Raw genomic sequence first — 26,446 nt, forward strand, 5'->3', positions numbered from 1 at the left:
ATGAGTTTCTCGAACAAGGAACAGGGTCAACATCACAAAGAAGCACTGCTACCCAGGGCGCGGGATATCGACGCGTTGGTACGTGCCGAGCATCATGATCCCTTTGCCATTCTTGGCCCCCACGGCGATGGCGTCGGTGGGCAGTTCATCCGGGCCTACCTCCCGGATGCCTTGAGCGTACACGTGGTCGCCAGAGAAACCGGTGAAGAGCTCGGTCAACTTGAAGTTACCCAGACCCCCGGTCTGTTCGTCGGGCATTTCGAGCGTGCGCAACCCTATCTGTTGCGCACTCGTTGGGCCGGTGGCGAGCAAACCGCCGAAGATCCATACAGCTTTGGTCCACTGCTTGGCGAAATGGATTTGTATCTGTTCGCCGAAGGCAATCACCGCGACCTGAGCAGTTGCCTCGGCGCGCAGCTGAAAACTGTGGACGGCGTCGACGGCGTGCGTTTCGCAGTGTGGGCGCCGAATGCCCGACGGGTGTCGGTTGTTGGGGACTTCAACGTCTGGGACGGGCGTCGCCATCCGATGCGCCTGCGCCATCCCAGCGGTGTCTGGGAATTGTTCATTCCGCGCCTGCAAGCGGGCGAGGCGTACAAATATGAAATTCTTGGCAAAGACGGCATTCTGCCGTTAAAGGCCGACCCCATGGCGCTGGCCACCAGCCTGCCGCCAGATACCGCCTCGAAAGTCGCTCCTCCCTTGCAGATCGACTGGCAGGATCAGGACTGGATGCTGTCCCGTGCCGAGCGCCAGCGTCCGAGCGAGCCGTTGTCAATTTACGAACTGCACGCCGGGTCCTGGCAATGCGAACTGGATGATCTGGGCGAAGTGGCCCGCCAGTACACTTGGCCCGAACTGGCTGAGCGGCTGATTCCCTATGTCAAGGAACTGGGTTTCACTCACATCGAACTGATGCCGATCATGGAGCACCCGTTCGGCGGGTCTTGGGGATATCAGTTGCTGTCGCAATTCGCCACCAGTGCCCGTTACGGCACGGGCGACGAGTTCGCAGCGTTCGTCAATGCCTGCCACCAGGCGGAAATTGGCGTGATTCTCGATTGGGTCCCGGCGCATTTTCCGACCGATACCCATGGCCTGGCGCAATTCGACGGCACTGCGCTGTACGAGTACGGCAACCCCCAGGAAGGCTTTCACCAGGATTGGGACACGCTGATCTACAACCTCGGGCGCACCGAAGTGCACGGCTACATGCTCGCTTCAGCACTGCACTGGCTCAAGCATTTTCATGTCGATGGCCTGCGGGTGGATGCGGTGGCGTCGATGCTCTATCGCGATTATTCGCGCAAGGCGGGCGAGTGGGTGCCCAATCGCCATGGCGGTCGGGAGAACCTTGAGGCAATCGACTTTCTGCGCCACCTCAACGACGTCGTAGCGCTGGAGGCTCCCGGAGCATTGGTGATTGCCGAAGAGTCCACGGCGTGGCCGGGTGTCAGCCAGAGCACGCAACAGGGCGGACTGGGCTTCGCCTACAAATGGAACATGGGCTGGATGCACGATTCGCTGCATTACATCCAGCAAGATCCGGTGTATCGCGCCCATCACCATAACGAACTGAGCTTCGGCCTGGTGTATGCCTGGTCAGAACGCTTCATCCTGCCGATTTCCCATGACGAAGTGGTGCATGGCAAGCATTCGCTGATCGACAAGATGCCCGGCGACCGTTGGCAGAAGTTCGCCAACCTGCGAGCCTACCTGAGTTTCATGTGGGCGCATCCGGGCAAGAAACTGCTGTTCATGGGCTGCGAGTTCGGCCAGTGGCGCGAGTGGAACCACGACCAGCAACTGGACTGGTACCTGCTGCAGTATTCCGAACACAAAGGCGTGCAGAAACTGGTCGGTGACCTTAACCGTCTGTACCGCGATATTCCGGCGCTGCATGAGCAGGACGATGTGCCGCAAGGCTTCCAATGGTTGATCGGCGACGATGCGATCAACAGCGTGTACGCGTGGCTGCGCTGGAGCAAAGAGGGGCGGCCGGTGTTGGTGGTCGCCAACTTCACCCCGGTACCGCGCGAGGCTTATCGCATTGGCGTACCATTTGCCGGGCGCTGGACCGAGTTGTTCAACAGTGATTCGGCAACCTATGCCGGTTCCAACTACGGCAACAACGGTGGGACGTCCACCGAGGAAATCTCGAGCCATGGGCAGAATCTGTCGCTGGTGTTGAATTTGCCGCCGTTGGCGGTGTTGATGTTGAGTCCGCAGGGCTGATCCGAAATTGCGTCGTTCCAATCGCGGGCAAGCCCGCTCCCACAGGTTCAGTGGTGATCCTTGTGGGAGCGGGCTTGCCCGCGATGGCGACAGATTGAACCACGCATTTCTTGAGGTCTGATCCTCACCACCGCATCCGCACACCCAGGCTGCCAATGATCCCGTTCAAATCATTGTCGTCGACATCACTGCTGTAGTCGGCGCTGACATACAGGCTCACCGCCGGTGTCACCCGTGCCACCAAGCCCAGGCCCAACTCGACCGTCGACGATTTGCGGCTGCTGCTGATCTTGTCGACCTCATCAAGGGTCACGGTATTGCCGGTGTAGACCGTGTGCCACACGTTGGTTCGCACATAAGGTTCGACCGGCAGGCCGTTGATGTCGTAGCTACCTTTCAATTTCGCACCGACCCGTCCGCTCCACGACGTCAGATCGCTGGAGGACGCATTGCCCGAACCGGCATAGGGCGTGTCCAGGGTGATTCGCTGATTGATCAACTGCGCCTGGGGTTCGACCACCCAGTTTTCGCTGATGCCAATCGGGAACCCGCCTTCGACCGACAGCGTCAACGCGCTGCCTTCGGTGGCCTGGCGCGCACCTTGTTCGTTGCGGCTGAAACCGTTGACCCGCCCGCCACTGGCCGACAGATCGACGTGCCAGCCTTGTGGGCCGGTCAGGCTGTAGTAAGCGCCCAGGCTTTGCCCTTGCAGATTGAGAGTGTCGCTGTGCGGGTCGGACATGCCACGGTTGGTCAACAAGCCATTGCTGTTGCCCTGGATCTGACTGGTGCCGCCGATCAGGCCGACCCGTTGGGTATGGCCGCTGTTGCTCTGCAATGTGAGGATCGCCGGGCTTTTGAGTTCGCCTGAGCCGACGTAGGTAAAGCCTTGGGCGAGGGCATCGGTTTGCGCCTGGCGCGAGGTCTGCCCGTAAATCTGATCCCAGGCATAGGGCGTTGCGTCTTCGGTGGTGACGTGGCTACTTCGTATGTCGGGATGGGGGCTGAATCGGCCAGGGTAAGTGGTAGTGAGAGCAGGCAAGGCAAGCGCGGGAATGTCCTGGCGATACCACGGCGTCGCCTCTTCCTCGGCCGGTTGGGCCTGTACTTCCATGGAGGAGCACAGCAGGAGTGAACTCGAGACAGTGCAAAAAGTGATTTTGATCTCTTGTTGGGTGAATGAAGTTCTCATGGCGGGCTACCTTGCAATCGCGTGCCGTACTTGCCTTGGCGTCTCTCCTACCCCGAACGAGGGGCGACCGAATGAGTGGGGCAAGCCGGGGGCCGCCCGTATGCGCGGGTGTCCTGGGGGCTTGCCCCTGATTGTGTTTCCGGGGGTAGTAACGTGAAGTCAAGTGGACCGCCGCCACTGCGTCAAGAAAATGGCCGATAAGTGGTAGGGGTATTTCAGGTCTTATAAGTGACTGATTTATGGCGCATCTCTAAGTGCTTGTTTAAACGCAAAATCGTCAAGAAAGCCACCCTATAGAGCCTTTGCTCGATCCTACCAACTCACTCTGAGGCCCAGGTTGCCAGCCATGCCTCGCTGCTGATTGCTGTCTACATTGCTGCTGTAATCAATATTGCCGTACACGCTGACGCCGGGTGCGAGCGACAGAGTCGCGCCGACGCCAAGATCCGCCCATGAAACTTGCTGCTCGGTATCGATATCAGTGGTATTGGCAAAAGTGACCGTGTCGGTGCCTGAAAAAGTGTGCCACAGATTCGCCCGCAGATAGGGTTCCAGCGGTAGGCCGCTGACGTCGTAGTGCCCCTTGAGACGCGCACCGAGCCGGCCGGTCCAGGAGGGGTCGGTATCGAACTCCACATCGGAGACACCGTCGTTCTGACTGTCGAGTTCGATGCGTTGATGGATGATCTGCGCCTGGGGTTCAATGATCCAATCGTTCGCTATCGGGAATGGATAACCGGCCTCTACGGACAGGCTCAGGGCGTGTCCATCGTTATCGAGCTTGAGGCCGCGTTCGGAATGGCTGTCTCCATCGAGCCAGGTGTACATCGCCACGGCATCGAGGTACGCATTGCCAGGATCGGTCAGTGTCCAGTAAGCACCCAGGCTGTCGCCCTCGAGTTCGACCTTTCCGGCGCGTTTGTCTTCAAAGCCCTGGTTGAACCCGTCGACATCACCCTGCAAGCGGCTGTGGCCGACGAAGAAGCCACTGCGTTGGATTTGCCCGCCAGACAACTGCGAACCGAAAAGGTCATTGCCAACCTGGAAACCGTTCAGCGAGCCGTCGAGTTTCGGTGTCACAGTGCCGGCCCAGGTCTGCTCGAAGTTCTTGCCATAGACCCGACCCCAGCCCGCACCGAAGGCGCCGGTCTCGGTCAGCAGGCGCTGCTCGCCCTGACGATCGTGAAACGTCCCGAGAGCGTTCAGGGTCAACTGCGCCGCTGCAGGTGGCAGCACCGACCATACAGGCACTTCCGGACGATACAGGGGAATGGGCGCGGCGCCGGGTGCGGGAGTAGGCAACGAAGGACTACCGGCCGCAGCCACTGGCGCGGCTATCAACGGCACCAGAATCGGTGGCAGGGTCGGGTCGGGGTTGGGTACCGCGACCAGTGGCGCTGCCACCACCGATGACCGCAAGTACCAACTGTTTTCGCTGCCAACCGTTACGCCGCCCTTGTACAGGACGTAATCGAACGCACCTGCCGACACCGGTGTCTTCAGGCTGAAGGCATCATTGTTGCTGACAGCGGTGCCTTGGGCCTGGACCAGTTGAATACCGTTTTGCAGGGTAACTGCACCTGCGCCCTCCAGGTTGCTGACAGTGATGGCAGTCGTGCCGGTCAAGGTACCGTCATTGACCACCAGTTTGTCGCTGGGCGAGTTGTCGCCGCCGAGTACGCTTTGCACAAACAACTGGCCGCCATTGCCTGCGTAGTTGCCCTGCACGGTCAGGGTGTCGCTGGTTCGGCTGTTGCCACTGCTGAGGTCAATGATCCCGGCGTTGTTCAGCGTGGCGCGCTGGCCGACAGTGAAGGGCATGATGCTGCCCTGGACAGACGTCATGACGCTGCTGCTGTCGATGTTGAACACGCCGCTGCCACTGGCACTGTCGCCGAGCATCAGGTTGCCGTCGACGTCGAACTGCGAGCCGTTGCTCAGGTTGATCGTTTCCCAATTTGCGTAACGCGCGGCGCCCGCAGTGGTGGTGCGGTCAAAGGTCAGCACGTCGTTGTCGGTGCCACCGTTGAGGCCCGGGGTCAGGGACAGGGAGCTCTCCAACAGATTGCGCAGGGTTGCGCGGTCGTTGCCAGCCTCCATCAAAATCTGCGAACGGATAATGCCACCACCGTCCCAGACAAACGTGTCATCGCCGGTGCTGGTGCGGATGTCGCCGACGATTTCGCCGCCCGTCACGGTAATGCTGTCGTTGCCGCCGCTGACGCTGATGTTGCCGCCAATCCGGCCGCCCGAGACGATGATGGTGTCGGTGCCGAACCCGGTGACCAGGTTACCGATGATTTGCCCCCCAGACATGTCGAACAGATTGTTGTCGAGCTTCATGTCGACCCGGCCGATGGTTCCACTGGTCATCTTCGCGGTATCACCGTCCTCGAAGGCACCCGTGATCGTGCCGCCGGTCATCAGGAAAAAGTCGCGGTTGTCACCTTGGGCCAGTGACTGGATCGTGCCACCGGTCATGGTGAAATTGTCGATGCCGCTCCCTTGATTGACGGCTCCGGTCACTTGTCCGGCGCTGATGTTGAAGAAATCTGCGCCATCGCCCTGATCGACGCTGCCGACAATCCGACCGGAATCCATGTTGACGGTGTCGCTACCGGCCCCGAATGTAACGTTGCCATTGATCGTTGCGCTGCCGTTGGCGGGAAGGTTCAACGTGTTGTTGCCGGCCAGATCGCTCAGTGGGCCGCCAATGCCACTGTCGCACAAATGAGTATCGTCACCGGCGGTAGGAGTAAGGACACAAGCTGCCTGGGCGGGATGGGGCCATCCGAGGAGCAGCCAGATGGAAAAGGCACAGGCGCTGTAACGGTATTTGGGCAGATCGGCAGCCAATGTCATGCAAATCCCTCGCATCGAATGAATCCGGACGACACGACCGTAACAGCCGCCTGAGCGCACGGCTACTGTCACAAATGACAGGTCGGACGAATGATTCAACCCTCGAGGAACACATCAGCGGGTCACAAGTGGACTTCCACCGCCAGCGGCAAATGGTCTGACAGATGCGTCCAGGGTTTGCTGCCAAGAATTTTCGGGTCGTGGCTGCTGGCATTGCGCAGATAGATACGGTCCAGCCGCAGCAGAGGGAAACGTGCCGGGTAGGTCTTGGCCGGGCGGCCGTGGTGCCGCTCGAAGGCTTCGTGCAGATAGTCGCGGCGGGCGAGGGCGGCGTTGCCTTGCAATTGCCAGTCGTTGAAATCGCCAGCGATGATCACCGGTGCCTTGTCTGGCAACGATTCAAGCAATTGGCAAAGCAACTGCAACTGCAACTGACGATGGCTTTCCAGAAGACTCAGATGCACGCAGATCGCGTGGACTTCAGCGTGGCCGGGCACATCGAGCACGCAGTGCAGCAAGCCGCGACGTTCCGGACCGGTGATGGAAACGTCGAGGTTGCGGTATTCGCGAATCGGGTATTTCGACAACAGGGCGTTACCGTGGTGGCCATCGGGGTAGACCGCGTTGCGACCGTAGGCGAAATCGCTCCACATGCTGTCCGCGAGAAACTCGTATTGCGAGGTCTGTGGCCAATTGTGGTAACGGGTGGAATGGCCGTCATGCTCGCCGACGACTTCCTGGAGAAACACCAGGTCCGCCGAAGTACTGCGTACCGCCTCTCGCAGTTCCGGCAGGATGAAGCGGCGGTTGAGGGCGGTGAAGCCTTTGTGCGTGTTGACCGTCAATACACGCAAGCGATGAATGGCCGGGGGACTGGTCAACGGCACCGATTCGGCCGTCTGCGACTTGGAATGGGTGGTCACGATCACTCCTCTGAATCCGTGTGGCATATGTATGCGACTGATGCACCGCCGGGCAGTTCAGTTTGAGCGATTGCAGGATCGATACCCGTAAAGTCTTGCCACGGGATGATCCGTTCAGACAAAGACGATTTCATAGGGCAAGCGCATTCGCTCCAGCAGCACGCGGGGCAAGGGCGGAGCGATGCCGATGGCGGGCTCGCCGTCCAGTTGGCTGGCGTAAGCGTGGGTGGCGTGGCTTTTACGCGCAACCGTCCAGGTGTCCAGGCGCAGTTTGCGAGCGCGATGCCACGGGATCAGTTCGCGATCCCGCGCTGGCCAGTGCCACGCCCAGACGGGTACTTCGTTGAACGTCGCGCCGGCGATCGCCGACGCCTGGGCGCTGGCACGGCCCACGGCGTCATGGTCGCTGTTGCCGTCTGCGGCCCAGGTGCTGAACACCACGTCGCCGGGGCGCAGGTAACGGGCGATGAAACGGGTCAACTCCAGTTCGTGCTCGGCCAGGGCGTTGTCGGTGAAGCCGCCGCGAATCCATTTCAGGCTGTGCATCGGCAAGCCGAGCCGGCGCAGGGCTTCGACACTTTCCTGGGCGCGGAACACACTCAGGCGTTTTTCCGACCACTGCTGCGACCCCGGGTGACTGGCACTGCCGTCGGTAACCGAGATCAATTGCAAGGGATGACCCATATTGCTGAGCAGTTGCAACAGACCGCCGCAGGTCACCACTTCGTCGCCGGGATGTGGGGCAATTACCACCACGCGGGCGCCGGGCGGGACCAGGGATAGGGTGCTGATGACCGGAACGTTGTCCAGTTGCAGGGCGCTGTTCCAGATCTGTGCTGGCAGGCTGCTTTCGTTGATGGAAACAGGTTTCATGGGATTACGTCCTTGTTTCATGTCGCCTTCAGTCGTGCGCGATGCTGCGACAGGCAAGCACGGCAGACCCGTGAGGGCGGATTGATAACGATCGCGGCATTACGAACCCTGAAATGCCGCGCACCGAGTATTGCTCATGTAACGTTATTCGTCGCGTCCGAGGCCCTCCAGCGGCATTTTTTTAGCTGACCGGTACGTTGCAAATTGTTTACTCCTCTTGTTCATGTTGTAACTCGAACAGCAGCAACGAGCGGCCAGTGACCGAATACTCGTGGCCGAACTCGAATCGCTCCTGGCCGCGTATCGATGGCTGATTGGTGTCGATCATGCAGGTCCAGAAGCCGCCGTCAGGCACTTCCGGCAACAGGAAGTTGACGATGTCGTGATGGGCATTGACCACCAGCAGCAGTGTCGCGTCGGCCCCTTTACGGCGAATGCCGGTTTCCTGTGCACGACCATCGAGCAGCATGCCCAGGCAGCGATTGTGCGCATCGTGCCAATGTTCGGTGGTCATTTCGCTGCCGTCCGCCGCCAGCCAGGTCACGTCCTTGACACCGATGTCCTCGTTGTAATTGCCCACCAGAAAACGCCCGCGACGCAGGATCGGGTAAGCCAGGCGCAATTTGATCAGGCGTTTGACGAACTTGAGCAGCGCCTTGCCGTCTTCGCTGAGGTCCCAATTGACCCAGCCGATTTCGCTGTCCTGGCAGTAGGCGTTGTTGTTGCCGTCCTGGGTGCGAGCGAACTCGTCGCCGGCCACCAGCATCGGCGTGCCTTGAGCGAGCAGGAGCGTGGCGAAAAAGTTACGCATCTGCCGATGGCGCAGTTCGTTGATTTGCGGATCGTCGGTCGGGCCTTCGACGCCGTGGTTCCAGGACAGGTTGTTGTTGCTGCCGTCCTGATTGTTTTCGTCGTTGGCTTCGTTGTGCTTGTCGTTGTAGGACACCAGGTCATTGAGGGTGAAGCCGTCGTGGGCGGTGATGAAATTCACCGATGAATACGGCCGTCGACCGCGCTGATTGAACATCTCGCCGGAAGCGGTCATGCGACTGGCAAAGTCAGCCAATTGGCCATCGTCGCCTTTCCAGAATGCTCGCACGGTGTCGCGAAACTTGTCATTCCACTCAACCCAACCGGGCGGGAAATTGCCGACCTGATAACCACCGGGGCCGCAGTCCCAAGGCTCGGCAATCATTTTCACCTGGCGCAACACCGGGTCCTGGCGGCAGGCCACGAGGAAACTGTGACGTTCGTCGAAACCGTCGTGGTAACGCCCGAGAATGGTCGCCAGGTCAAAACGGAAGCCGTCGACGTGCATTTCCGTGGCCCAATACCGCAACGAGTCGGTGACCATTTGCAGCACGCATGGGTGGCTCAGGTCGAGGGTATTGCCGGTGCCGGAGTCGTTGATGTAGAAGCGTTTGTCGTCGGGCATCAAGCGGTAATAAGAGGCGTTGTCGATACCACGCATGGACAGGGTCGGGCCTTGTTCGTTGCCCTCGGCGGTGTGGTTGTAGACCACGTCGAGGATCACTTCCAGGTTGGCTTCGTGCAGGTGCGCGACCATTTCCTTGAACTCGGCGATCTTGCCGCTGGCCAGGTAGCGCGGGTCGGGGGCGAAGAAGGCAATGCTGTTGTAGCCCCAGTAATTGGTCATGCCCTTGTGCAGCAGGTGCTGGTCGTTGACGAAGGCATGGATCGGCAACAGCTCCACGGTCGATACGCCGAGTTTGCGAATGTGTTCCAGCACGTCGTCGACCATCAAGCCGGCGAAGGTGCCGCGCAGGTTTTCCGCAACGCCAGGGTGGCGCATGCTGATGCCGCGCACATGTGTCTCGTAAATGATCGTCTTGTCCCAAGGCACGCTGACGCGGTGGTCGTGACCCCAGGTGTGCGCCGGGTCGATGACTTTGCATTTGGGTACGAAGGGCGCGCTGTCGCGCTCATCGAAACTGAGGTCGGCGTCGGGGTGGCCAATGGTGTAGCCGAACAGTGCTTCGGACCACTTGAGTTTGCCCACCAATTGTTTGGCGTAGGGGTCGATCAGCAATTTGTTGTGATTGAAGCGATGCCCGTTCGCCGGGTCGTAAGGACCGTAGACACGATAGCCATAGATCAGCCCTGGATGGGCGTCGGGCAAGTAACCGTGGTAGATCTCATCGGTGTATTCCGGCAGTTCGATGCGTTCCAGTTCCACTTCCCCGGCATCATCGAAAATGCACAGTTCGACCTTGGTGGCGTTGGCGGAAAACAAGGCAAAGTTGACCCCCAGACCATCCCAGGTCGCACCCAGCGGAAAGGGCAGACCCTCACGAATACGCGAGGGCTCGGCACGGGGTGCTGGCGTGTCTTTTTTTGGTCGGGTCATAAATGCTCCTGCAATGGAGGGAAATCGGCGTGTTTTTTGCGGGCGAGTGAGCCCGTTGTGACGAGCAGGCTCGCCACATGTTCATTCAGGGCAACAGCGGAAACGTCAGACCGCAGGCGGTTTTCGTGCTGCGCGAGGCTTTTTCTCGGCGGCTTTTTCCCCGGGAGGAATGACGGAGGACGCCGCAGCCGGTTTGGTTTTGGCCTTGGGCGCCGTCACCTTGACCTCGCCAGCCTTGCCATTGGCCGTCTTGCTGACGGTGGATTTGCTCGCCGGCGCCTTTGCCGGCTTTTTCGGCGCAAGGGCTTCGGCCTCGGCCAACTTGCGAGCCATTTCCCAGTGCCGGGCTTCCTGACCTTCAGGTTTTCCTTCTGACTCCCAGATCTGATAGGCAAACTCGCGGATGCGTTTATCGTCGGTACTCATCGCTATGCTCCTGCACTCAACTCAAGTGTCGGTAGTTTGGATAAAGAGATTGACCGGGAAATCCCCCAGCGCGGCGCTGATCATCAGCTCCCTGTTTTTTGTGACTGCGACGCCAGAAAAAAGTCCCTTCAGATTTTCCTCAGCGGTGGTGAACGGCAGACTGATGCGGGTATCGCCCCACTGCGGCGCATCCACGTGCGGTACGGCACTGTTTTCCAGCAGCGGCGCACAGCGGATTGGCACGATGACGATGGCGCGTTTTCCCTCCCATTGGCGAACAAACCCAAGCACCCTATGTGCCTGGTTGCCGATGACATCGAGTGCCTGGTAGGTGCCGTGGCGAAACAGTTCGGCATGCTCGGCACGCAGGTTCAGGGTCTGTGCGATCAAGGCTTGCTTGATGCGCCCGTCATGCCAGTGTTGCAACAGATCAGGCAGATCCAATGGTTGCGACAAGGCCTGTTGGCGGCTGGCGTAATCCACCGGGCGACGGTTGTCCGGATCAACCAGGCTGAAGTCCCAGAATTCGTCGCCCTGATAGAGATCCGGCACCCCAGGCACGGTCATGCGCAGCAAGGTTTGCGCCAATCCATTGAGGGCGCCGGGGACGGCGATGGTACGTGCCACCTTGCCAAGGGCGCTGCGCAGCAGGTCACCCTCCGGGCTCAGCAGCAGGCGCCGGGTGAAGTTTTCGCTGGCTTGTTCGTAAGCATCGTTGGGTGCACTCCAGCTACTTTGCAACTTGGCTTCGCGCAGGGCTTTGCGTTGCCATTGGCTGACACGCGCGGCGTAGGCTTCAAGCGCCGATGGGTCATCGGCCTGCAAATCGAGCGGCCAACTGCCAAGCAGTGCCTGATAAAGAATCAACTCGTCACCGGCAGACGGCATCTGGTCATCGTCGCGCAGTGGCCGGGCGAGGGCGCGCCACAGGCCGATCTGTTCAACGTACCATTTACTGCGCTCACTCAAGATCGCCAGGCGCGCGCGCGTATCTTCACCGCGCTTGTGGTCGTGGGTCGCGGTGGCGAGCAGGTTGTCGGGAAACAGTTCTAAGCGCTTGAGGCAGGCCTCATGGAAGTCAGCCACCGGCGCACTGAATTGCTCGGTGTTGAAACCGACGTCATTGCGTGACAGCAACACCGCGGAGCGATAGAACGCCGTGTCTTCCACGGCCTTCGCGGCGGCGGGTGAAGTCAGCTGCTGGAAACGTACGCAAGCATGCTTGAGGCGCTTGCGCAGGCGGCCGGCGGGGCGTTCGCGCCAGGTTTCACCGCCCAACCATTTAGCCAGGCAATCGAGCACCGGCCAGTCGGCTTCGCCCAGGGTTTGGCGGGCACCGTCCATGGCCTGCTGGAAAAACACCTCGTCCTGGGCTGACCGCCCAAGGGCGCTGATATAAGTGCGGTACACCGAAAAATGCACGATCAGTTCCTGCAAGGCGCGACGGATCGCGCCCAGCGTCAAATCGCGGGTCATGAGGTCATCGCGGGCCACCTGCAGCAAGGCCTGGGCTACGCTTTCGAAATCGCCGGCCAGTGAACCGTTGAGAATCTGCTGACGGGCCAGTTGTGCTTCCTGGCGGAAGTCGGCCGGGCGTTCGCTGTAGCGGTGCCAGACTTCACCCAAGGTGGTTTGCCCGTCGGGATCGTGTTGCAGCAGTGACAACTGATTCATGAATTCATAGCCGGTGGTGCCATCCACCCACCAATCACGGCGCAAGGTTTCACCGTTGCCAAGGATCTTCTCGACGTAGATCGGCAAGTGGCGGCTCGCTGACAGGCTGTCGACCCGCCGCCGCAATTTGCGGCAGTAGCCGCGCGGGTCGGCCAGACCGTCAATGTGATCGATGCGCAAACCGTCGATCAGCCCTTCAGCCACCAATTGGAAAATCTTCGCGTGGGTCGCCTCGAACACCGCTGGACGCTCCACCCGCAAACCACCCAACTCATTGACATCGAAAAAACGCCGCCAGTTGATGTCGTCTGCGGCGGTACGCCAACTGGCGAGGCGATAACTCTGCCGCTCCAGCAGATCGTGCAAGCGTTGGAAGCCTTCAGGGGCCAGCGAATCGTAGGCTTTGAGGTTGTGCTCGATGGTTTGCAGAATCGCGGGGTCGCTGGCCAGTTCGCGCAATTGATCCTTCAATGGACCCGCCAGACTGTGGGCGTCGGTCTGATAGCTCAAGGTGCTGAAGTGGTCCGCCAGCTGTTTGAGCAGCTCGTTGTCCGACTTGAGCAGTTCGCCGTAATGCATCGGGCAAATCGGAAAGTGGTGGTCGTAATGCTCGACATGAAAGGCACCGTTCTGCGCATCGAAGCGCAGGGGCAGTGTGCCGTCCTGCAGGGCCACGCCATAATCGCTGCCGAGAAATGGCAGCAGCAGTTGGCCTTCCATCAACGGATCGGGCGAGTGCCATTGGATATCGAAGAACTCGCCGTACGGGCTCAAGCGTCCCCATTCCAGCAAATCCAGCCACCAGGGGTTGTCGCAACCACCCACAGCCATGTGGTTGGATACGATGTCGAGGATCAGCCCCATGCCTTGCCCGCGCAACGCGCTGACCAGCCGCCGCAATGCGGCCTCGCCACCGAGTTCCGGGTTGACCGAAGTCGGGTCGACCACGTCGTAGCCGTGCATGGAGCCGGCGCGGGCTTTCAACAAGGGCGAGGCATACACATGACTGATCCCGAGGCGGGCGAAGTACGGCACCAGTGGCACGGCATCGTCCAGGGTGAAGCCTTTATGGAATTGCAGTCGCAGGGTTGCCCGCAAGGGCAGTGTCGTCACTTGATTCATTGGTCACGCTCGGCCGCCTGGAGTCGCGCACAAGCGAGCAGTTCCAGACGCCGGGCTGCGTCGGCGTTATCGAGCAGCGCTTCGCTGTAACCGGGCAGGCGTCGCGACCAGTTTGGATGGGTATCGATGGTGCCGGGCAGGTTGGCCTGCTGTTCTATACCCAGCGCATCTTCCAGCGGCAGCAACACCAGCGGCGCGCGGGTGTGGCCGAGGAAGCGCACGCTGGCATCGAGCACCTGATCGGTCTCGTGGGACTCTTCGCGAAAATTCTGCGGGTCCTGGCTCAGTGTCCGGCGCAAGCCTTCGCGCTCGCGTTCGCGGTGTTGACGCCATTCGATTTCGCCGCTGGCATCGACCAGGCCGAGGCGGGCGTTCCAGTCGATGTCGCGGCCATGCCACCAGCCATTGAGGGTCGGCAGGTCGTGGGTGCTGGTGGTCGCCAGGGCATTGTCCGGCCAGTCGAGGATCGGTTTGAAATGGGTGTTGTCCTGTTCAAACAGCAACACACGCATGCCCAGCATCGAGCGGGCGCTGAGTTTTTCCCGCAGGCCCTCGGGCACTGTGCCCAGGTCTTCGCCGAGGACGATGGCCTTGTGACGATGGGATTCGAGCGTCAACAGACGCAGCAAGTCGTCAATCGGGTAGTAAAGGTAGGCGCCGTCGGCAGGCGGTGCGCCGTTAGGGATGACCCATAAACGTTGCAGGCCCATGACGTGGTCGATTCGCAGTCCGCCGGCGTGGGCGAAATTGGCCCGCAACATTTCGATGAAGGCACGAAAGCCGTTGCGTACCAGACCTTCGGGCGAAAATGCCGAAATCCCCCAGCCTTGGCCCGTGCGATTGAGAATGTCCGGCGGAGCGCCGACCGTCAGGGCGGCGAGCAATTCATCCTGACGGCTCCAGGCCTGGCTGCCACCGCCATCGGCACCCACCGCCAGATCGGCGATCAGGCCGATGCTCATGCCACTGCTGCGGGCAGCGGCTTGCGCACGCTCCAGACAGCGGGTGATCAGCCACTGGCAAAAGGCGAAGAAACCGATGCGTCCGGCATTCTCCTCAGCGAACTCAGCCAGCGCGGCGCTGCGCGGATTGCGCCATTGTTCCGGCCACTGGCGCCAGTCGAGGCTTTCTCCATTGGCGGCCCGTGTTTCCTGGATGGCCTCGAAGCGGCAATGGTTTTCCAGGGCTTCGCCACCGGCGTGGCGGAAACTGCTGAAGTCGGCATGCAACGGGTGCTCGCCTTGTACGAAGCCTTCGTACAGCGCCTGCAACAGTTTGTGTTTGGCTGCCGCGGCGGCGGGCCAGTCGATCAGCGGCAACGCCTCAAGATCCTTGAGCTCGGCGCCCAGACCGGTGGCATCGATAGCGGCACGCATGGCCCGTTCGCCGAGAATGCTCCCCGGCGCGCAGTACAGACTGTTCAGAAACAGACGACTGGAGGGCGAATAAGGGCTGTAGCGTTCGGTATCGTTGCTGAACATCGCATGCAGCGGACTGATCGCCAGGGCCTCGGCGCCGCGCTCACCGGCGACCCGTGCCAGATCTTCCAGCGCCTGGGTATCGCCGAATCCGCCATCACCGGCTCGTCGCAAGGCATATAACTGGACGCTCAGGCCCCAGGCGCGGGGGATCGGACTGTCGACCGCATCGCCGACGCTGTAACAGCGCTCAGGGGCCACGGCCAGGGTAAAGGTTTGTCCGTCGATGGTGACGTGCTGATAACCCACCGGGATCAACCCAGGCAGAATCGCCTCGGCATCCAGTTTCAGATGCAGGCGGGAGCCGTCTTCCAAGTGAACTTCGCAGGGCGTTTCCGGCTGGAAGTAGCGGGCCAGGTCGAGCCCGCTACCGACGTCCACGGTCATCAAAGGTGGCAGGTGCAGGGTGTCTTGTACCTGTTGCAGCTCTTGCAGGCTGGCGTCGATTTCCTGGGCACTTCCGGCCGGGTGACCAAGACCGGTGAGGACATTGCGCAGCACTGCGGGGGCGACTTTTTGCGGGCGGCCATTGGCGTCGATCCAGTCGACTGCCAGGCCCGCCCGGCTTGCAAGGATTTCCAGTTGCGCATCACTCATTGGCGCTCTCCATCGGGGGTAGCAAAGGGGCTGCGGCCGTGAGGCTGACAAGCGCGCAATACGGAGCCAGAGTGCCTCGGTCGAGCAAACTGGCGGACCGGGGCGGGTGTTCAAACAGCAACGAAGTTCTGGCCGACGCAGTGTGGAGTACAGGCGTGTCGCTTAGGTTCAGGTCAATGTGCAACAAACTGCCGTCGCCCAACCGCCAGGACGCGCTGACTGCACCGACGCCCAGGACGTCGGCATCCAGGGCCTGGGTGCCGGGCAGGCGCGGGATGATCTGTTGGTGGCGGATCTGCAACAGCTGGCGATACAAGGCGTGCATCGGCGAAGTCTGGTGGTGCGCCAGATTCGGCCGTGACGCTTTGAAGGTCTGCGGGTCGTTGGGATCGGGAATCTGCTCGCGTCTATGCGGATCGGCGAAGGCGCTGAAGGCAGCAAACTCGTTGCGCCTTCCTTCACGTACCAGCTGTGCCAACTCGCCGTGATGACTGGTGAAAAACAGAAACGGCTGCTGCGCAGCGAACTCCTCGCCCATGAACATCAGCGGAATCATCGGCGAAAGCAGCAGCAATACGGTTGCAGCTTTCAGTGCATCGGGATGGGCCAATTGGTGCAGGCGCTCGCCGAATGCCCGGTTGCCGATCTGGTCATGGTTCTGCAGGAACAGTACGAAAGCGCTGGGCGGCAAATGACCGCTGGGCTCGCCACGGGGTTCGCCATGGCGGTTGATATGGCCCTGGAACACGAAACCCTGGCTGAGGCAGCGGGCCAGTTGTTGCGTAGGGTTGTTCGCGTAATCGACGTAATAAGCGTCGGTTTCGCCGGTCAGCAGCACGTGCAGCGCATTGTGGCCATCGTCGTTCCACTGCGCGTCGTAGCCTTTTTCCAACAGGCTCGACTGATTGTGTTCGTTTTCCACGGTAAGCCAGATATGTCGCGCGGGGTCCGTCTGCTGGCGCACCCGTTGAGCAAGCTCCTGGAGAAAGTCCGGGTCCTCTATGGCATGCACCGCGTCCAGGCGCAAACCGTCGAAGCGGTACTCCATCAACCACATCAAGGCGTTGTCGATGAAGAAATCCCGCACCTCGCGCCGCCGGAAGTCGATCGCCGCGCCCCACGGCGTGTGCTTGTCCTCGCGGAAGAAGCTTTTGGCGTAGCGATGCAGGTAATTGCCGTCCGGCCCGAAGTGGTTGTAGACCACGTCGAGAATCACCGCCAGACCATGGCCGTGGGCCGTGTCGATCAAGTGCTTGAGTTGTTCGGGCGTCCCGTATGAAGCTTGCGGCGCGTACGGCAACACGCCGTCGTAACCCCAATTGCGCGCTCCGGGAAATTGCGCGATAGGCATCAATTCGATCACGGTCACGCCCAGTTCGACCAGGCGCGACAGATGCTGCTCGACCGCCTCAAAGCCGCCGAGCAGACCTACGTGCAACTCGTAGATCACCGCTTCGTGCCACGGTCGCCCCTGCCAGGCGCTGTTCTGCCATTGATAAGCCAGCGGATCGACCACCACGCTGGGTTGGTCGATACCACCAGACTGGGCACGGGAGGCCGGGTCAGGCACCTCTATCTCGCCATCAATGTTGTAGCGATAGCGAGTTCCCGCCGGGCAACTGGTGTTGATCACGAACCAGCCGTCGGCCTGGGGCATCAACGGCAAGGATTGTCCATTTTCCAATTCGACACTGACGTAAAACGCATCTGGCGCCCACAACGCGAATCGCGTTTGTTCTGCGTCCAGCTTGATTGCGCCGTGGGGCCAGGTCTCAAGGGTCCGTAACGGCATTTGCAAAACCTCTTATTGTTTGTGCGATTTCCCCAAGGCCTTGGCCACCAGTTGTTCATAGAGTTCGGCATAGGGTTCGACGGCTTTGCACCAGTTGAACGGTGCTGCCATGGCTCGGCAACGCATGGCGTGCAACAAGTCCGGAAATGCGAAGACCTTGAACGCGCGGCTCAGGGCCTCCTGATAACTCTCGACCGTGGATTCATCGAACAGGAAACCGGTCACGCCGTTTTCAATGGTGTCGGCCAGGCCCCCGGTATTGCGCGCCACCGGCAGGGAGCCGAAGCGCTGGGCGTACATCTGGCTCAGGCCGCAAGGTTCATAGCGTGAAGGCATCAACAGGAAATCGCTGCCGGCGAACATGCGCCGGGCATCGGTTTCGTTAAAGCCGATGCGCACGCCGACCTGCCCGGGGAACCGCAAGGCCAGCTCGCGCATCGCTTGTTCTTCTTCCGGCTCGCCACGACCGATGATCGCGATTTGGCCACCGGATTTGACGATGTATTCGGAAACCGCTTCGGTAAGGTCCAGGCCTTTCTGGTAAACCAGACGTGAAACCACGGCAAACAGCGGACCTTCGGAGTCGTCGAGGCCAAACAACTCGCGTACATGGGCGGCGTTGGCGGCCTTGCCGTCCCAGTCACCGATGCTGAACGGGCAGAGCAAGTGCGCGTCAGTGGCGGCGTCCCAGCTTTCATCGATACCGTTGGGAATGCCGCTGAGCAAACCTTGCTGGGTCTTGGCGGCGAGAAAGCCGTCGAGACCGCAGCCGAAATCCGGTGTAGTGATTTCCTGGGCGTAGGTCGCGCTGACGGTGGTGATGTGGCTCGAGTAGGCCATGCCGGCCTTGAGGAACGACATCTTGCCGTAGAACTCCATGCCTTCCTGTTGCAGTGCGTGATGGGGAATACCCAGTTCCGGGCAGGAACCCAGACTGGTCACGCCTTGATAGGCGAGGTTATGGATGGTGAACAGCGTCGGGGTACGCTGCCCGCGCCAGTGCATATAGGCAGGCGCCAGGCCGGCCGGCCAATCGTGGGCGTGCACCAGGTCCGGGCACCAGTGGATTTGGGCGAGGTTGGCGGCGATATCGGCAGCGGCCAGACCGAGGCGGGCGAAACGAATGTGATTGTCCGGCCAGTCGCGGCCATTGTTGGCGCCATAAGGCGAACCTTCGCGCTCGTAGAGTTCAGGGCAGATCAACACGTAAATGACCAAGCCATCGGGCATGTCCATGCGCCCGATCTTGCACGGCGGCAATGCGGCATGACCGCCAAGCTCACCAATGATGTGAATCGGATTTTCGCTGTGCAGCACTTGCGGGTAACCCGGAATCAAAACCCGTACATCGTGCAAGTGCGCCATGGCGCGGGGCAGTGCAGCGGAAACGTCGCCCAAACCTCCGGTTTTCACCAGATCGGCGATTTCCGAGGTCACGAACAAGACTTTTTTCTTGTTCGGATTTCGGCTGGCCACGGGAGCCAGTGTCTTGGTGCCGGGAACGCTGATCGATTGGGAAGCCGGTGCACTCACAGTGCTTGATTCGCCGACATGCTGATGAGCACGTTCTCCCTGAACATCTAAAGCCGCACTAATCATATGAATCTCCCGCGTTGTTGATCTTCTTAGGCCTGGCAGACGGTGTTTCGTGGCCAAATCCTGTGGCCGGGCGCTGAAGCGCTGCGCATCAGTGAGCAAGCGCTGCCCAATGCGCTGTAGCAAGATGGGTGGAGTAGCCATTGCAAGGATTGCACCAGTCGCATCGCAGCTTCCTTTTAGTCGACCGACCACGCGTAGCAAAAGTTTCGACTTTTTTCCCACTTTGTGACCGACTGGTTTTACCCCCCGAAAATGAGTCTAGGCCAGAAGTTAGAGCGGTAAAGTGCAGATGGCAAAATTGTTCGACAATCGGTTGACGAGGTACGAGCGTGCCGGATTTGAGGGCTTACGCACCGACGAAGGGCAGGTTTTTTTGCAGTTTTGTCAGGAAATGAAGCAGTACTGTCACATCGGTGTGCGTCTGTGAACAGCGGCAATGCACCATTGCAGTGCAGGCTCTTGGGTGGTCGCCATGAGTACGGGGCTCATCGCGAGCAAGCTTTGCTCCTACAGGTCGCTTCAGTAGGAGCAAAGCTTGCTCGCGATGAACGATAACGCGGTATCCGTTGAGTACACGAACGGGCTGACCCCACGAATCGCCAATCAGCGTCATCGGCACCGCCTTCAGCCTTGCCTCAATTAACGCACAGGGTTGGTTTTGTTCAGCCAGTCGAGCAGGGCCTTGTGGAATTGCGCCGGTTCTTCCATTTGCGGAGCGTGGCCCATGCCGGGGAATTCGACCAGTGTCGATTGGGGAATCAGTTTTGCCACCTGCTTGCCGAGTACGTCGTAACGGCCGATCTTCGCCTTGACCTCGGGTGAAGCGAGGTCCTTGTTGATGGCGGTGCTGTCGGCCGTGCCGATCAACAACAGGGTCGGCATCTTCAAGTCCTTGAACTCGTAATACACCGGTTGGGTGAAGATCATGTCGTAGATCAGTGCCGAGTTCCATGCGACCTGAGCCTTGCCCGGGCCTTTGGCCAGACCGGCGTACATGTCTACCCAACGATCAAACTCCGGTTTCCAGCGCCCGTCGTAATAGGTGCTGCGCTGATAATCATGAATGCCCTGCGCGTTGACCTTCAGCTCACGTTCGTACCACTGATCGACGGTGCGGTACGGGACGCCGAGGGCCTTCCAGTCTTCCAGGCCGATGGGATTGACCATCGCCAGTTGTTCAACCTGATCGGGATACTGCAGCGCATAGCGGGTGGCGAGCATGCCACCGGTAGAGTGGCCGAGCAGGGTGGCTTTCTGGATGCCGAGGGCTTTGAGCAATTGCTGGGTGTTGCTCGCCAATTGCTGGAACGTGTACTGATAGTGGTCAGGCTTGCTGGATGTGCAGAAACCGATCTGGTCCGGGGCGATGACCCGGTAACCGGCGTCACTCAGTGCCTTGATCGAGGTTTCCCAGGTGGCCCCGCAGAAATTCTTGCCGTGCATCAGCACCACGCTGCGCCCGTTGGCCTTGCCATGGGCGGCGACGTCCATGTAACCCATTTGCAGGGATTTGCCCTGGGATTGGAAGGCAAAGTGTTTGACGGTGTAAGGGTATGCAAAACCTTGTAATTCAGGACCGTACGCCGGGCCTTCAGCGGCAAGGGCCGGCAGTGCGGCGGTGAGCAGCAGGCCGGCAAACCAGTGTGAGCGGGTCAAGGGCATGGGTGAACTCCATTGGAAATCCGCCGATCCTGGATCGGCATGATTAGGGCGACATTAAACAGGCAATCGCCACCACGGTTGGTTCAACCCATCCAGCCCAAAGTGGCCAATGCCAGTACGCCATAGCGGGCGCCCTTGGCCAGGGTCACGATCAGCAGGAATCGCCCCAGCGGCTCACGCAACACACCGGCCACCAGCGTCAGCGGGTCGCCGATGATCGGCAGCCAGCTGAGCAGCAGTGACCAATGTCCGTAGCGCTGATAGTGGATACGGGCTTTTTCCAGATGAGCAGGGCTGACCGGGAACCAGCGCCGGTCACGGTAGCGTTCAACGGCGCGGCCCAACCACCAGTTCACCAGCGAGCCGAGGACATTGCCCAGTGTCGCCACCGCCAACAATGCCCATAGCCAGTATTTGTCGCTGAGCAGCAAGCCCACCAGCAGGGCTTCGGACTGCAACGGCAACAAGGTCGCGGCACCAAATGCCGCCAGGAACAAACCGATATAGGCGCCGAAAATCAATGGGCCGGGTAGTCGGCCACGACCACATCCGTGCCGTCCTTTTTCAGGCCGATCACCTGATAGGCATCGCTCATGCCGTCCATCTCCATGCCGGGCGAGCCCATGGGCATGCCGGGCGCGGCCACGCCCAGCAGGTCGTCGCGTTTGCTCAGGGCCAGCACCTGATCGGCCGGGACATGGCCTTCAACGAATTTGCCGTTGACCAGCCCGGTGTGGCAAGACGCCAGACGCGGCGGTACGCCATGCTGTTGCTTGAACTCACTCATGTTGGCTTCGACGTGGTCCTCGACCTTGAAGCCGTTAGCTTCCAGGTGAGTGATCCATTTTTTGCAGCAGCCGCAATTGGCGTCGCGGTGGACTTCGATCGGGATCAGGTCAGCGGCCTGGGCCAGGGAAGAAATGAACAGGGCGCTCAAGGCAGCCAGACGCAGAGAGTTTCGCATGACGGGTCAAGTCTCGGATTGCGGGCGAAAAAACGCATTCTGACCGGTTTTTCCGGGCAGGCATTCATGGTTTGTTTCAAAGTACTACGGCGCAGTGCAGCCCTATTATCGTAGATCAAGGCTGTCAGGCAGATGAGGGCGGCATGACAAATTTGTCAGCCGGGGCGACGCTCAGGCAGTTGATGTAACATGTGGCCCCGGTTGCAACGCCCATCCCCACTGAACGGCAGGGATCTGGCAGCAATCGGGTACACAGCGCACACACTTATTCAGATTCAGGAACTGCAATGACCCAGTCGCAACGTTTGAAATATTCGATTCTGATCTCCCTGGTGGTCCTGGGAATCATGTTTGGCCTTTCGTATTTGCAGAACACCGGTGTCATCAGTGAAAAACTGTTCCAGTACATCGCCATCGGCGTGGCGGTGGTCGTGGTCGTGATCAATGGCGTGATGCGTCGCAAGGTGAAGCCCTGAGCCGTGAGGCTCAAGGCCACTTGATCAATCGTTGTGCAGCACCGCGGCGGCCCGTGGGTCGAGGCTGTAGCTTTTGTCCGGGTTGAGGACGATCACGCCCTCGCTGCACAGACGTTTCAACACCTCGCGCACACTCAGAAAGGACAGGGGAATATCCAGTTCCAGCAAATGACTGTGTACACCGCGCACGCCCAGGCTGCGGTCGCTTTCGGCGGCTGTCAGCAAAGCGTCGATGACTTTCAGGCGAATCAGACTCGTTCGCAAGCCAAAGCTTTTGAGCAGGAAGCGAATCCTCTCGTTGCCATTGCGCTCGGTACGCTGGTCGAAAACGCCGACCCCAATGGAGGTGCTCTTTGGCGCGTTGCTACCGTCCGTTGGCAGATGCGAGTTGTACATTGCAAAACTCCTTTTCAGAGCCTGATCAGGAAAAATGGGGCGCTCTTGCATAACAAGACGTATGAGCGACCCAAATAATGAAGACTTGAATGTAGAAATTTCGTCGTCATTACGTCACCGCTCTGTCGGGCGCCTCTGGATGGCAGTTCATTCTCCTAAATTTTTGTCGTTTGCTTCGTCCCTGAAAGGATGCGCAGTGCGTGTCAGTACGCAGAACTGTGACCATTGTTTTTCGATCAGGAGCGAGTGTGATTATTTCCAGCCAGTTAACCAGGTTGAGCCTGGCAGGTTTGTTCTTGGGGCTCAGTCTCGCGGCGAATGCACGCAGCCAGCCTGAGCAGGCGAGTGCCGATATCCGCCGGACCACGTTCGGTGTTCCGCACATTCGTGCCGAAAACGAGCGAGGGCTCGGTTATGGCATCGGCTATGCCTACGCTCAGGATAACCTGTGTTTGCTGGCGAATGAGATCGTCACGGTGAACGGTCAACGCTCGCGTTATTTCGGCCCTGATCAATTCACGTTGGAAGAGCGAGCAAACCTGGCCAGCGACTTGTTTTTCAATGGCTTGAACACAGAGCAGGCGGTCAGCGGGTTCTGGCGGGCACAAACCCCTGAAGTGCGCGAACTGATGGAAGGTTATGTGGCCGGCTACAACCGATTCCTGTCGCAAAGCCGAGGGCAGGGGCTACCGGCGCAATGTCAGGGCGACTGGGTGCGGGAAATCACCACCACGGACCTGGTCAAGTTGACTCGACGGCTGTTGGTCGAAGGGGGGATCGGGCAATTTGCCGAGGCGGTGGCGGGGGCGACACCCCCGACTGCCGTCGCCACCCATGCCGGTGAGCGCGCGTCATTTCAGCTGGCTGCTTCGCGCCTGCAGCGTTTTGCCCTCGACCGCGGCAGCAATGCGGTGGCGGTGGGCAGCGAGCGCTCCTTCAACGGCCGTGGCATGTTGTTGGCAAACCCTCATTTTCCGTGGGTCGGCGGCATGCGTTTCTATCAGATGCACCTGACTATTGCGGGCAAACTGGATGTGATGGGGGCTGCATTGCCGGGCCTGCCGTTGATCAATATCGGTTTCAACCGGCATTTGGCCTGGACCCACACCGTGGACACGTCCAAGCATTTCACCCTGTACCGCTTGCAACTCGATCCAAAGGATCCGACCCGCTATCTGCTCGACGGCCAGTCACTGCCGATGCACAGGCAAGCACTGACCGTCGATGTGAAGCAAGCCGATGGAACGATCAAAGCCATTTCCCACGTGGTGTACAGCTCGCAGTTCGGCCCGATCGTGCAATGGCCCGGCAAACTGGATTGGGATAACCAGTTTGCCTACAGCCTGCGTGATGCCAACCTGGATAACGATCGGGTGTTGGCCCAGTGGTACGCGATGAATCGCGCCGATAGCCTTGAAGCGTTTCAGGCCAGTGTCAACAAGATCCAGGGCATCCCTTGGGTCAATACGCTGGCGGCGGATGACAAGGGGCAAACCCTGTACATGAATCTGTCGGTGGTGCCCAACGTCAGTGCCGAGAAACTGGCGCAGTGCAGCGATCCGCGTATCGGTCTGGAAATGATCATTCTCGACGGTTCGAACAGTGCGTGCGCGTGGGACATTGACCCGCGGGCCGCGCAGAAAGGCATTTATGCAGCAGACAAGCTGCCGCAACTGTTGCGCAAGGACTTTGTGCAGCATTCCAATGATTCGGCTTGGATGGCCAACCCGGCGCAACCGTTGACCGGTTTCTCGCCGCTGATCAGCCAGGACAATCAGCCATTGGGTTTGCGTGCGCGATTCGCCCTGCAACGGTTGGGCAGACTGACCCAGGCGGGAACGCTCAGCGCGCAGGATCTGCAACACATGGTGATGGATGATCAGGTCTATCAGGCCGCACTAGTGATGCCGGACCTGCTGCAGTTCTGCGCCGATGGTCTTGGCACCGATGCGAAAACGCTGGCCCCGCTGTGCGCCAGTTTCAAGGCCTGGGACCGCAAGGCAAATCTGGACAGTGGCCTGGGCTTCGTACACTTCCAGAATGTCATGGAAGCTTTGCAGCAAATGCCGGATGTCTGGCGTGTAGCGTTCGATCCCAAAGACCCGCAACACACGCCACGGGGTTTGGCGCTCGATCGTCCGCACGTGGTGCAAGCGCTGCGCCAGGCGATGTTGGCCTCGGTGGAGCAGGTCAACGCCTCCGGGCTGAAGCAGGCCACGCGCTGGGGTGATGTTCAAGTCGTCAGCAGCGGTGGCCAGCAAACGCCGATTCACGGTGGGCCGGGAACATTGGGCGTCTACAACGCCATCCAGAGTGTGCCCCGCAGCGACGGCAAACGCGAAGTTGTCAGCGGCACCAGCTACTTGCAGGTGGTGACGTTCGATGAGAACGGTCCGCAGGCCAAAGGTGTGTTGGCGTTCTCGCTCTCCAGTGACCCGTCTTCGAAGTACGCGCGGGATCAGACTGAGGCATTTTCGAAAAAACAGTTGAGTGTGCTGCCGTTCACCGAGCAACAGATCCAGGCCGATCCGCACTATCAGGCCATGACCCTGCGCGAGCAGGATGAAAGAACCGGGAAGGTGGCGGCACAGTAAACACCGCTGCAACCGTTGAATGAAAGGCCGCACTCGGCAAAGGATGCGGCCTTTCAGCTTTTCGGCGGTTGTTGCGGGATGGAGTTGAGGACCGGGTTGCCCTCTTTGTTGCGGGTCAGGTAGACCGGCAGCACCTTGGGCAGGGTGGCCACCAGGCTATTGAGTTCCTTGATGTTGTAGATACCCCCAATCCGGATCGCGCCGGTATTGTGGTCGGCAACCATCAACGGGTTTTCCAGGTAGCGGTTGATCAATGGCAACGCATCGTTGAGTGCCAGGTCATCGAGTACCAACTTGCCGTTGAGCCAGGCCAACGCGTTATCGTTGTCGTAGGTCTGGCTGATCTGCGGAATGTAATCGCCCTGGCGGTAACTGGCCTGCATCGACGGGCCAAGCCTCAAACCATCTCCCGGCAGGTCATCATTGCTGCTGACCAGCACCGATCCTTCGATCAGATTCACTTTGACCTGGTCTTCATACATCCAGACATTGAACCTGGTACCGGTGACGCGGATCTTGCCTTCAGCCGCCTTGACCACGAAAGGGTGGCCAGTGTCATGGCTGACGCTGAAAAACGCTTCGCCCTTTTTCAGAGTGACCTGACGACGATCCTTGTAATTGCTGTAGGTCAGCTCGCTGCCCAGGTTCAGTTCGACTTTGCTGCCGTCATTCAAAGTGACCTGGCGTATGTTGTTGGTCGCTTCAAAGTGCTGGTATGAATTGGGCAGCCAGCCCAGATTCCAGCCGCTGTAGGCCGCCAGCGGCAGTGCCAGTGCACAGACGGCGGCGGCCATGCCAACGGTGCGCCATGGAGACTGTGACTTGACGGGCACCATCGGCACGACGACAGCAGGCTCTGGACGAGGCAAATCCCCCGCGACATCCCAGATTTCCAGCATGGCTTCGTACTCGAAGGCATGAAGCGGGTGTGCACTGCGCCACTGCTCGAACGCCAGACGCTCCTGCGCGGTGCAGTCTTCGGCGTGCAAGCGCATGCACCAATGCGCTGCGGCATCGGTGATGGCGTCGTATTCGTCTTGGGAGAGAGAGTGGTCGGTCATTGACTCATCCTGATTTGCGCCATTCTAACCTTGAGGGCGGCCGGCGAGAAACATCGGTCATGGCAATTAACCATCAAAGAGTGTTTATTTTTACCGGGATGCCCGTAAACACGGGGACGCCAGGTTTTATTCGTCGTCAGTGTGAAAAAACA

18 protein-coding genes are annotated in these 26,446 nt (G+C 59.8%); 3 read left to right on the plus strand and 15 right to left on the minus strand.

Annotated elements, in window-relative coordinates; genetic code table 11:
• Window positions 1-2,235, plus strand: a complete 2,235-nt coding sequence (glgB, locus tag D8V06_RS10465; RefSeq protein ID WP_130905633.1) for a 1,4-alpha-glucan branching protein GlgB — start codon at window positions 1-3, stop codon at window positions 2,233-2,235.
• Between the two features lie 124 nt (window positions 2,236-2,359).
• Here glgB and D8V06_RS10470 read toward each other — a convergent pair whose 3' ends face one another.
• The 13 genes from D8V06_RS10470 to D8V06_RS10530 form a co-directional block, all read right to left on the minus strand.
• Complete coding sequence (locus D8V06_RS10470; protein WP_130930930.1) at window positions 2,360-3,427, minus strand: autotransporter outer membrane beta-barrel domain-containing protein; 1,068 nt, start codon at window positions 3,425-3,427, stop codon at window positions 2,360-2,362.
• 312 nt (window positions 3,428-3,739) lie between these two features.
• Window positions 3,740-6,289, minus strand: coding sequence for an autotransporter outer membrane beta-barrel domain-containing protein (locus D8V06_RS10475; protein ID WP_130930931.1), 2,550 nt, complete (start codon window positions 6,287-6,289; stop codon window positions 3,740-3,742).
• A 122-nt stretch (window positions 6,290-6,411) separates the two neighbouring features.
• Entirely contained in the window at window positions 6,412-7,212 is an 801-nt protein-coding gene (locus D8V06_RS10480; protein ID WP_056855599.1) for an endonuclease/exonuclease/phosphatase family protein, read from the minus strand.
• 114 nt (window positions 7,213-7,326) lie between these two features.
• A complete protein-coding gene (locus D8V06_RS10485; protein ID WP_130907362.1) occupies window positions 7,327-8,085 on the minus strand; it encodes a PIG-L family deacetylase in 759 nt (252 codons plus the stop codon).
• Between the two features lie 208 nt (window positions 8,086-8,293).
• The gene (gene glgX / locus D8V06_RS10490; RefSeq protein ID WP_056855483.1) at window positions 8,294-10,453 is read right to left on the minus strand and encodes a glycogen debranching protein GlgX; all 2,160 of its coding nucleotides are present in this window, start codon (window positions 10,451-10,453) and stop codon (window positions 8,294-8,296) included.
• A 105-nt stretch (window positions 10,454-10,558) separates the two neighbouring features.
• A complete protein-coding gene (locus tag D8V06_RS10495) occupies window positions 10,559-10,879 on the minus strand; it encodes a DUF2934 domain-containing protein (protein WP_056855482.1) in 321 nt (106 codons plus the stop codon).
• Window positions 10,880-10,900: 21 nt separating this feature from the next.
• Window positions 10,901-13,675: a malto-oligosyltrehalose synthase gene (locus D8V06_RS10500; protein WP_130930932.1), complete on the minus strand. Its 2,775-nt coding sequence runs from the start codon at window positions 13,673-13,675 to the stop codon at window positions 10,901-10,903.
• Window positions 13,672-15,750 (minus strand): 4-alpha-glucanotransferase, encoded by a 2,079-nt coding sequence (gene malQ / locus D8V06_RS10505; protein ID WP_056855480.1) that lies wholly within the window; start codon window positions 15,748-15,750, stop codon window positions 13,672-13,674. The genes D8V06_RS10500 and malQ overlap by 4 nt, the downstream gene beginning before the upstream one ends.
• A complete protein-coding gene (gene treZ / locus D8V06_RS10510) occupies window positions 15,743-17,542 on the minus strand; it encodes a malto-oligosyltrehalose trehalohydrolase (protein WP_130930933.1) in 1,800 nt (599 codons plus the stop codon). The genes malQ and treZ overlap by 8 nt, the downstream gene beginning before the upstream one ends.
• A gap of 12 nt (window positions 17,543-17,554) precedes the next feature.
• Window positions 17,555-19,141 carry a glycogen synthase GlgA gene (gene glgA, locus D8V06_RS10515; protein ID WP_130905628.1) on the minus strand — a complete coding sequence of 529 codons (1,587 nt, stop codon included), beginning with the start codon at window positions 19,139-19,141 and terminating at the stop codon, window positions 17,555-17,557.
• A gap of 639 nt (window positions 19,142-19,780) precedes the next feature.
• Entirely contained in the window at window positions 19,781-20,803 is a 1,023-nt protein-coding gene (locus tag D8V06_RS10520) for an alpha/beta hydrolase (protein ID WP_056855477.1), read from the minus strand.
• Between the two features lie 83 nt (window positions 20,804-20,886).
• The gene (locus D8V06_RS10525; protein ID WP_056855598.1) at window positions 20,887-21,321 is read right to left on the minus strand and encodes a YqaA family protein; all 435 of its coding nucleotides are present in this window, start codon (window positions 21,319-21,321) and stop codon (window positions 20,887-20,889) included.
• Window positions 21,321-21,767: a DUF411 domain-containing protein gene (locus tag D8V06_RS10530; RefSeq protein WP_056855476.1), complete on the minus strand. Its 447-nt coding sequence runs from the start codon at window positions 21,765-21,767 to the stop codon at window positions 21,321-21,323. The genes D8V06_RS10525 and D8V06_RS10530 overlap by 1 nt, the downstream gene beginning before the upstream one ends.
• A gap of 287 nt (window positions 21,768-22,054) precedes the next feature.
• On the opposite strand from D8V06_RS10530, the gene D8V06_RS10535 reads away from it, so the two are divergent.
• Window positions 22,055-22,243, plus strand: a complete 189-nt coding sequence (locus D8V06_RS10535; protein ID WP_130907255.1) for a hypothetical protein — start codon at window positions 22,055-22,057, stop codon at window positions 22,241-22,243.
• 24 nt (window positions 22,244-22,267) lie between these two features.
• On the opposite strand, the gene D8V06_RS10540 is transcribed toward D8V06_RS10535, so the two are convergent.
• On the minus strand, window positions 22,268-22,639 hold the full coding sequence (locus D8V06_RS10540; protein ID WP_056855475.1) for a hypothetical protein: 372 nt from the start codon (window positions 22,637-22,639) through the stop codon (window positions 22,268-22,270).
• A gap of 248 nt (window positions 22,640-22,887) precedes the next feature.
• On the opposite strand from D8V06_RS10540, the gene D8V06_RS10545 reads away from it, so the two are divergent.
• Window positions 22,888-25,233, plus strand: a complete 2,346-nt coding sequence (locus D8V06_RS10545) for an acylase (RefSeq protein WP_130907256.1) — start codon at window positions 22,888-22,890, stop codon at window positions 25,231-25,233.
• 53 nt (window positions 25,234-25,286) lie between these two features.
• Here D8V06_RS10545 and D8V06_RS10550 read toward each other — a convergent pair whose 3' ends face one another.
• Entirely contained in the window at window positions 25,287-26,294 is a 1,008-nt protein-coding gene (locus D8V06_RS10550) for a FecR family protein (protein ID WP_056855473.1), read from the minus strand.
• Window positions 26,295-26,446: the final 152 nt, after the last annotated feature.

The sequence above is a fragment of the Pseudomonas sp. Sample_24 genome (assembly GCF_004307605.1).
GTDB lineage: Bacteria > Pseudomonadota > Gammaproteobacteria > Pseudomonadales > Pseudomonadaceae > Aquipseudomonas.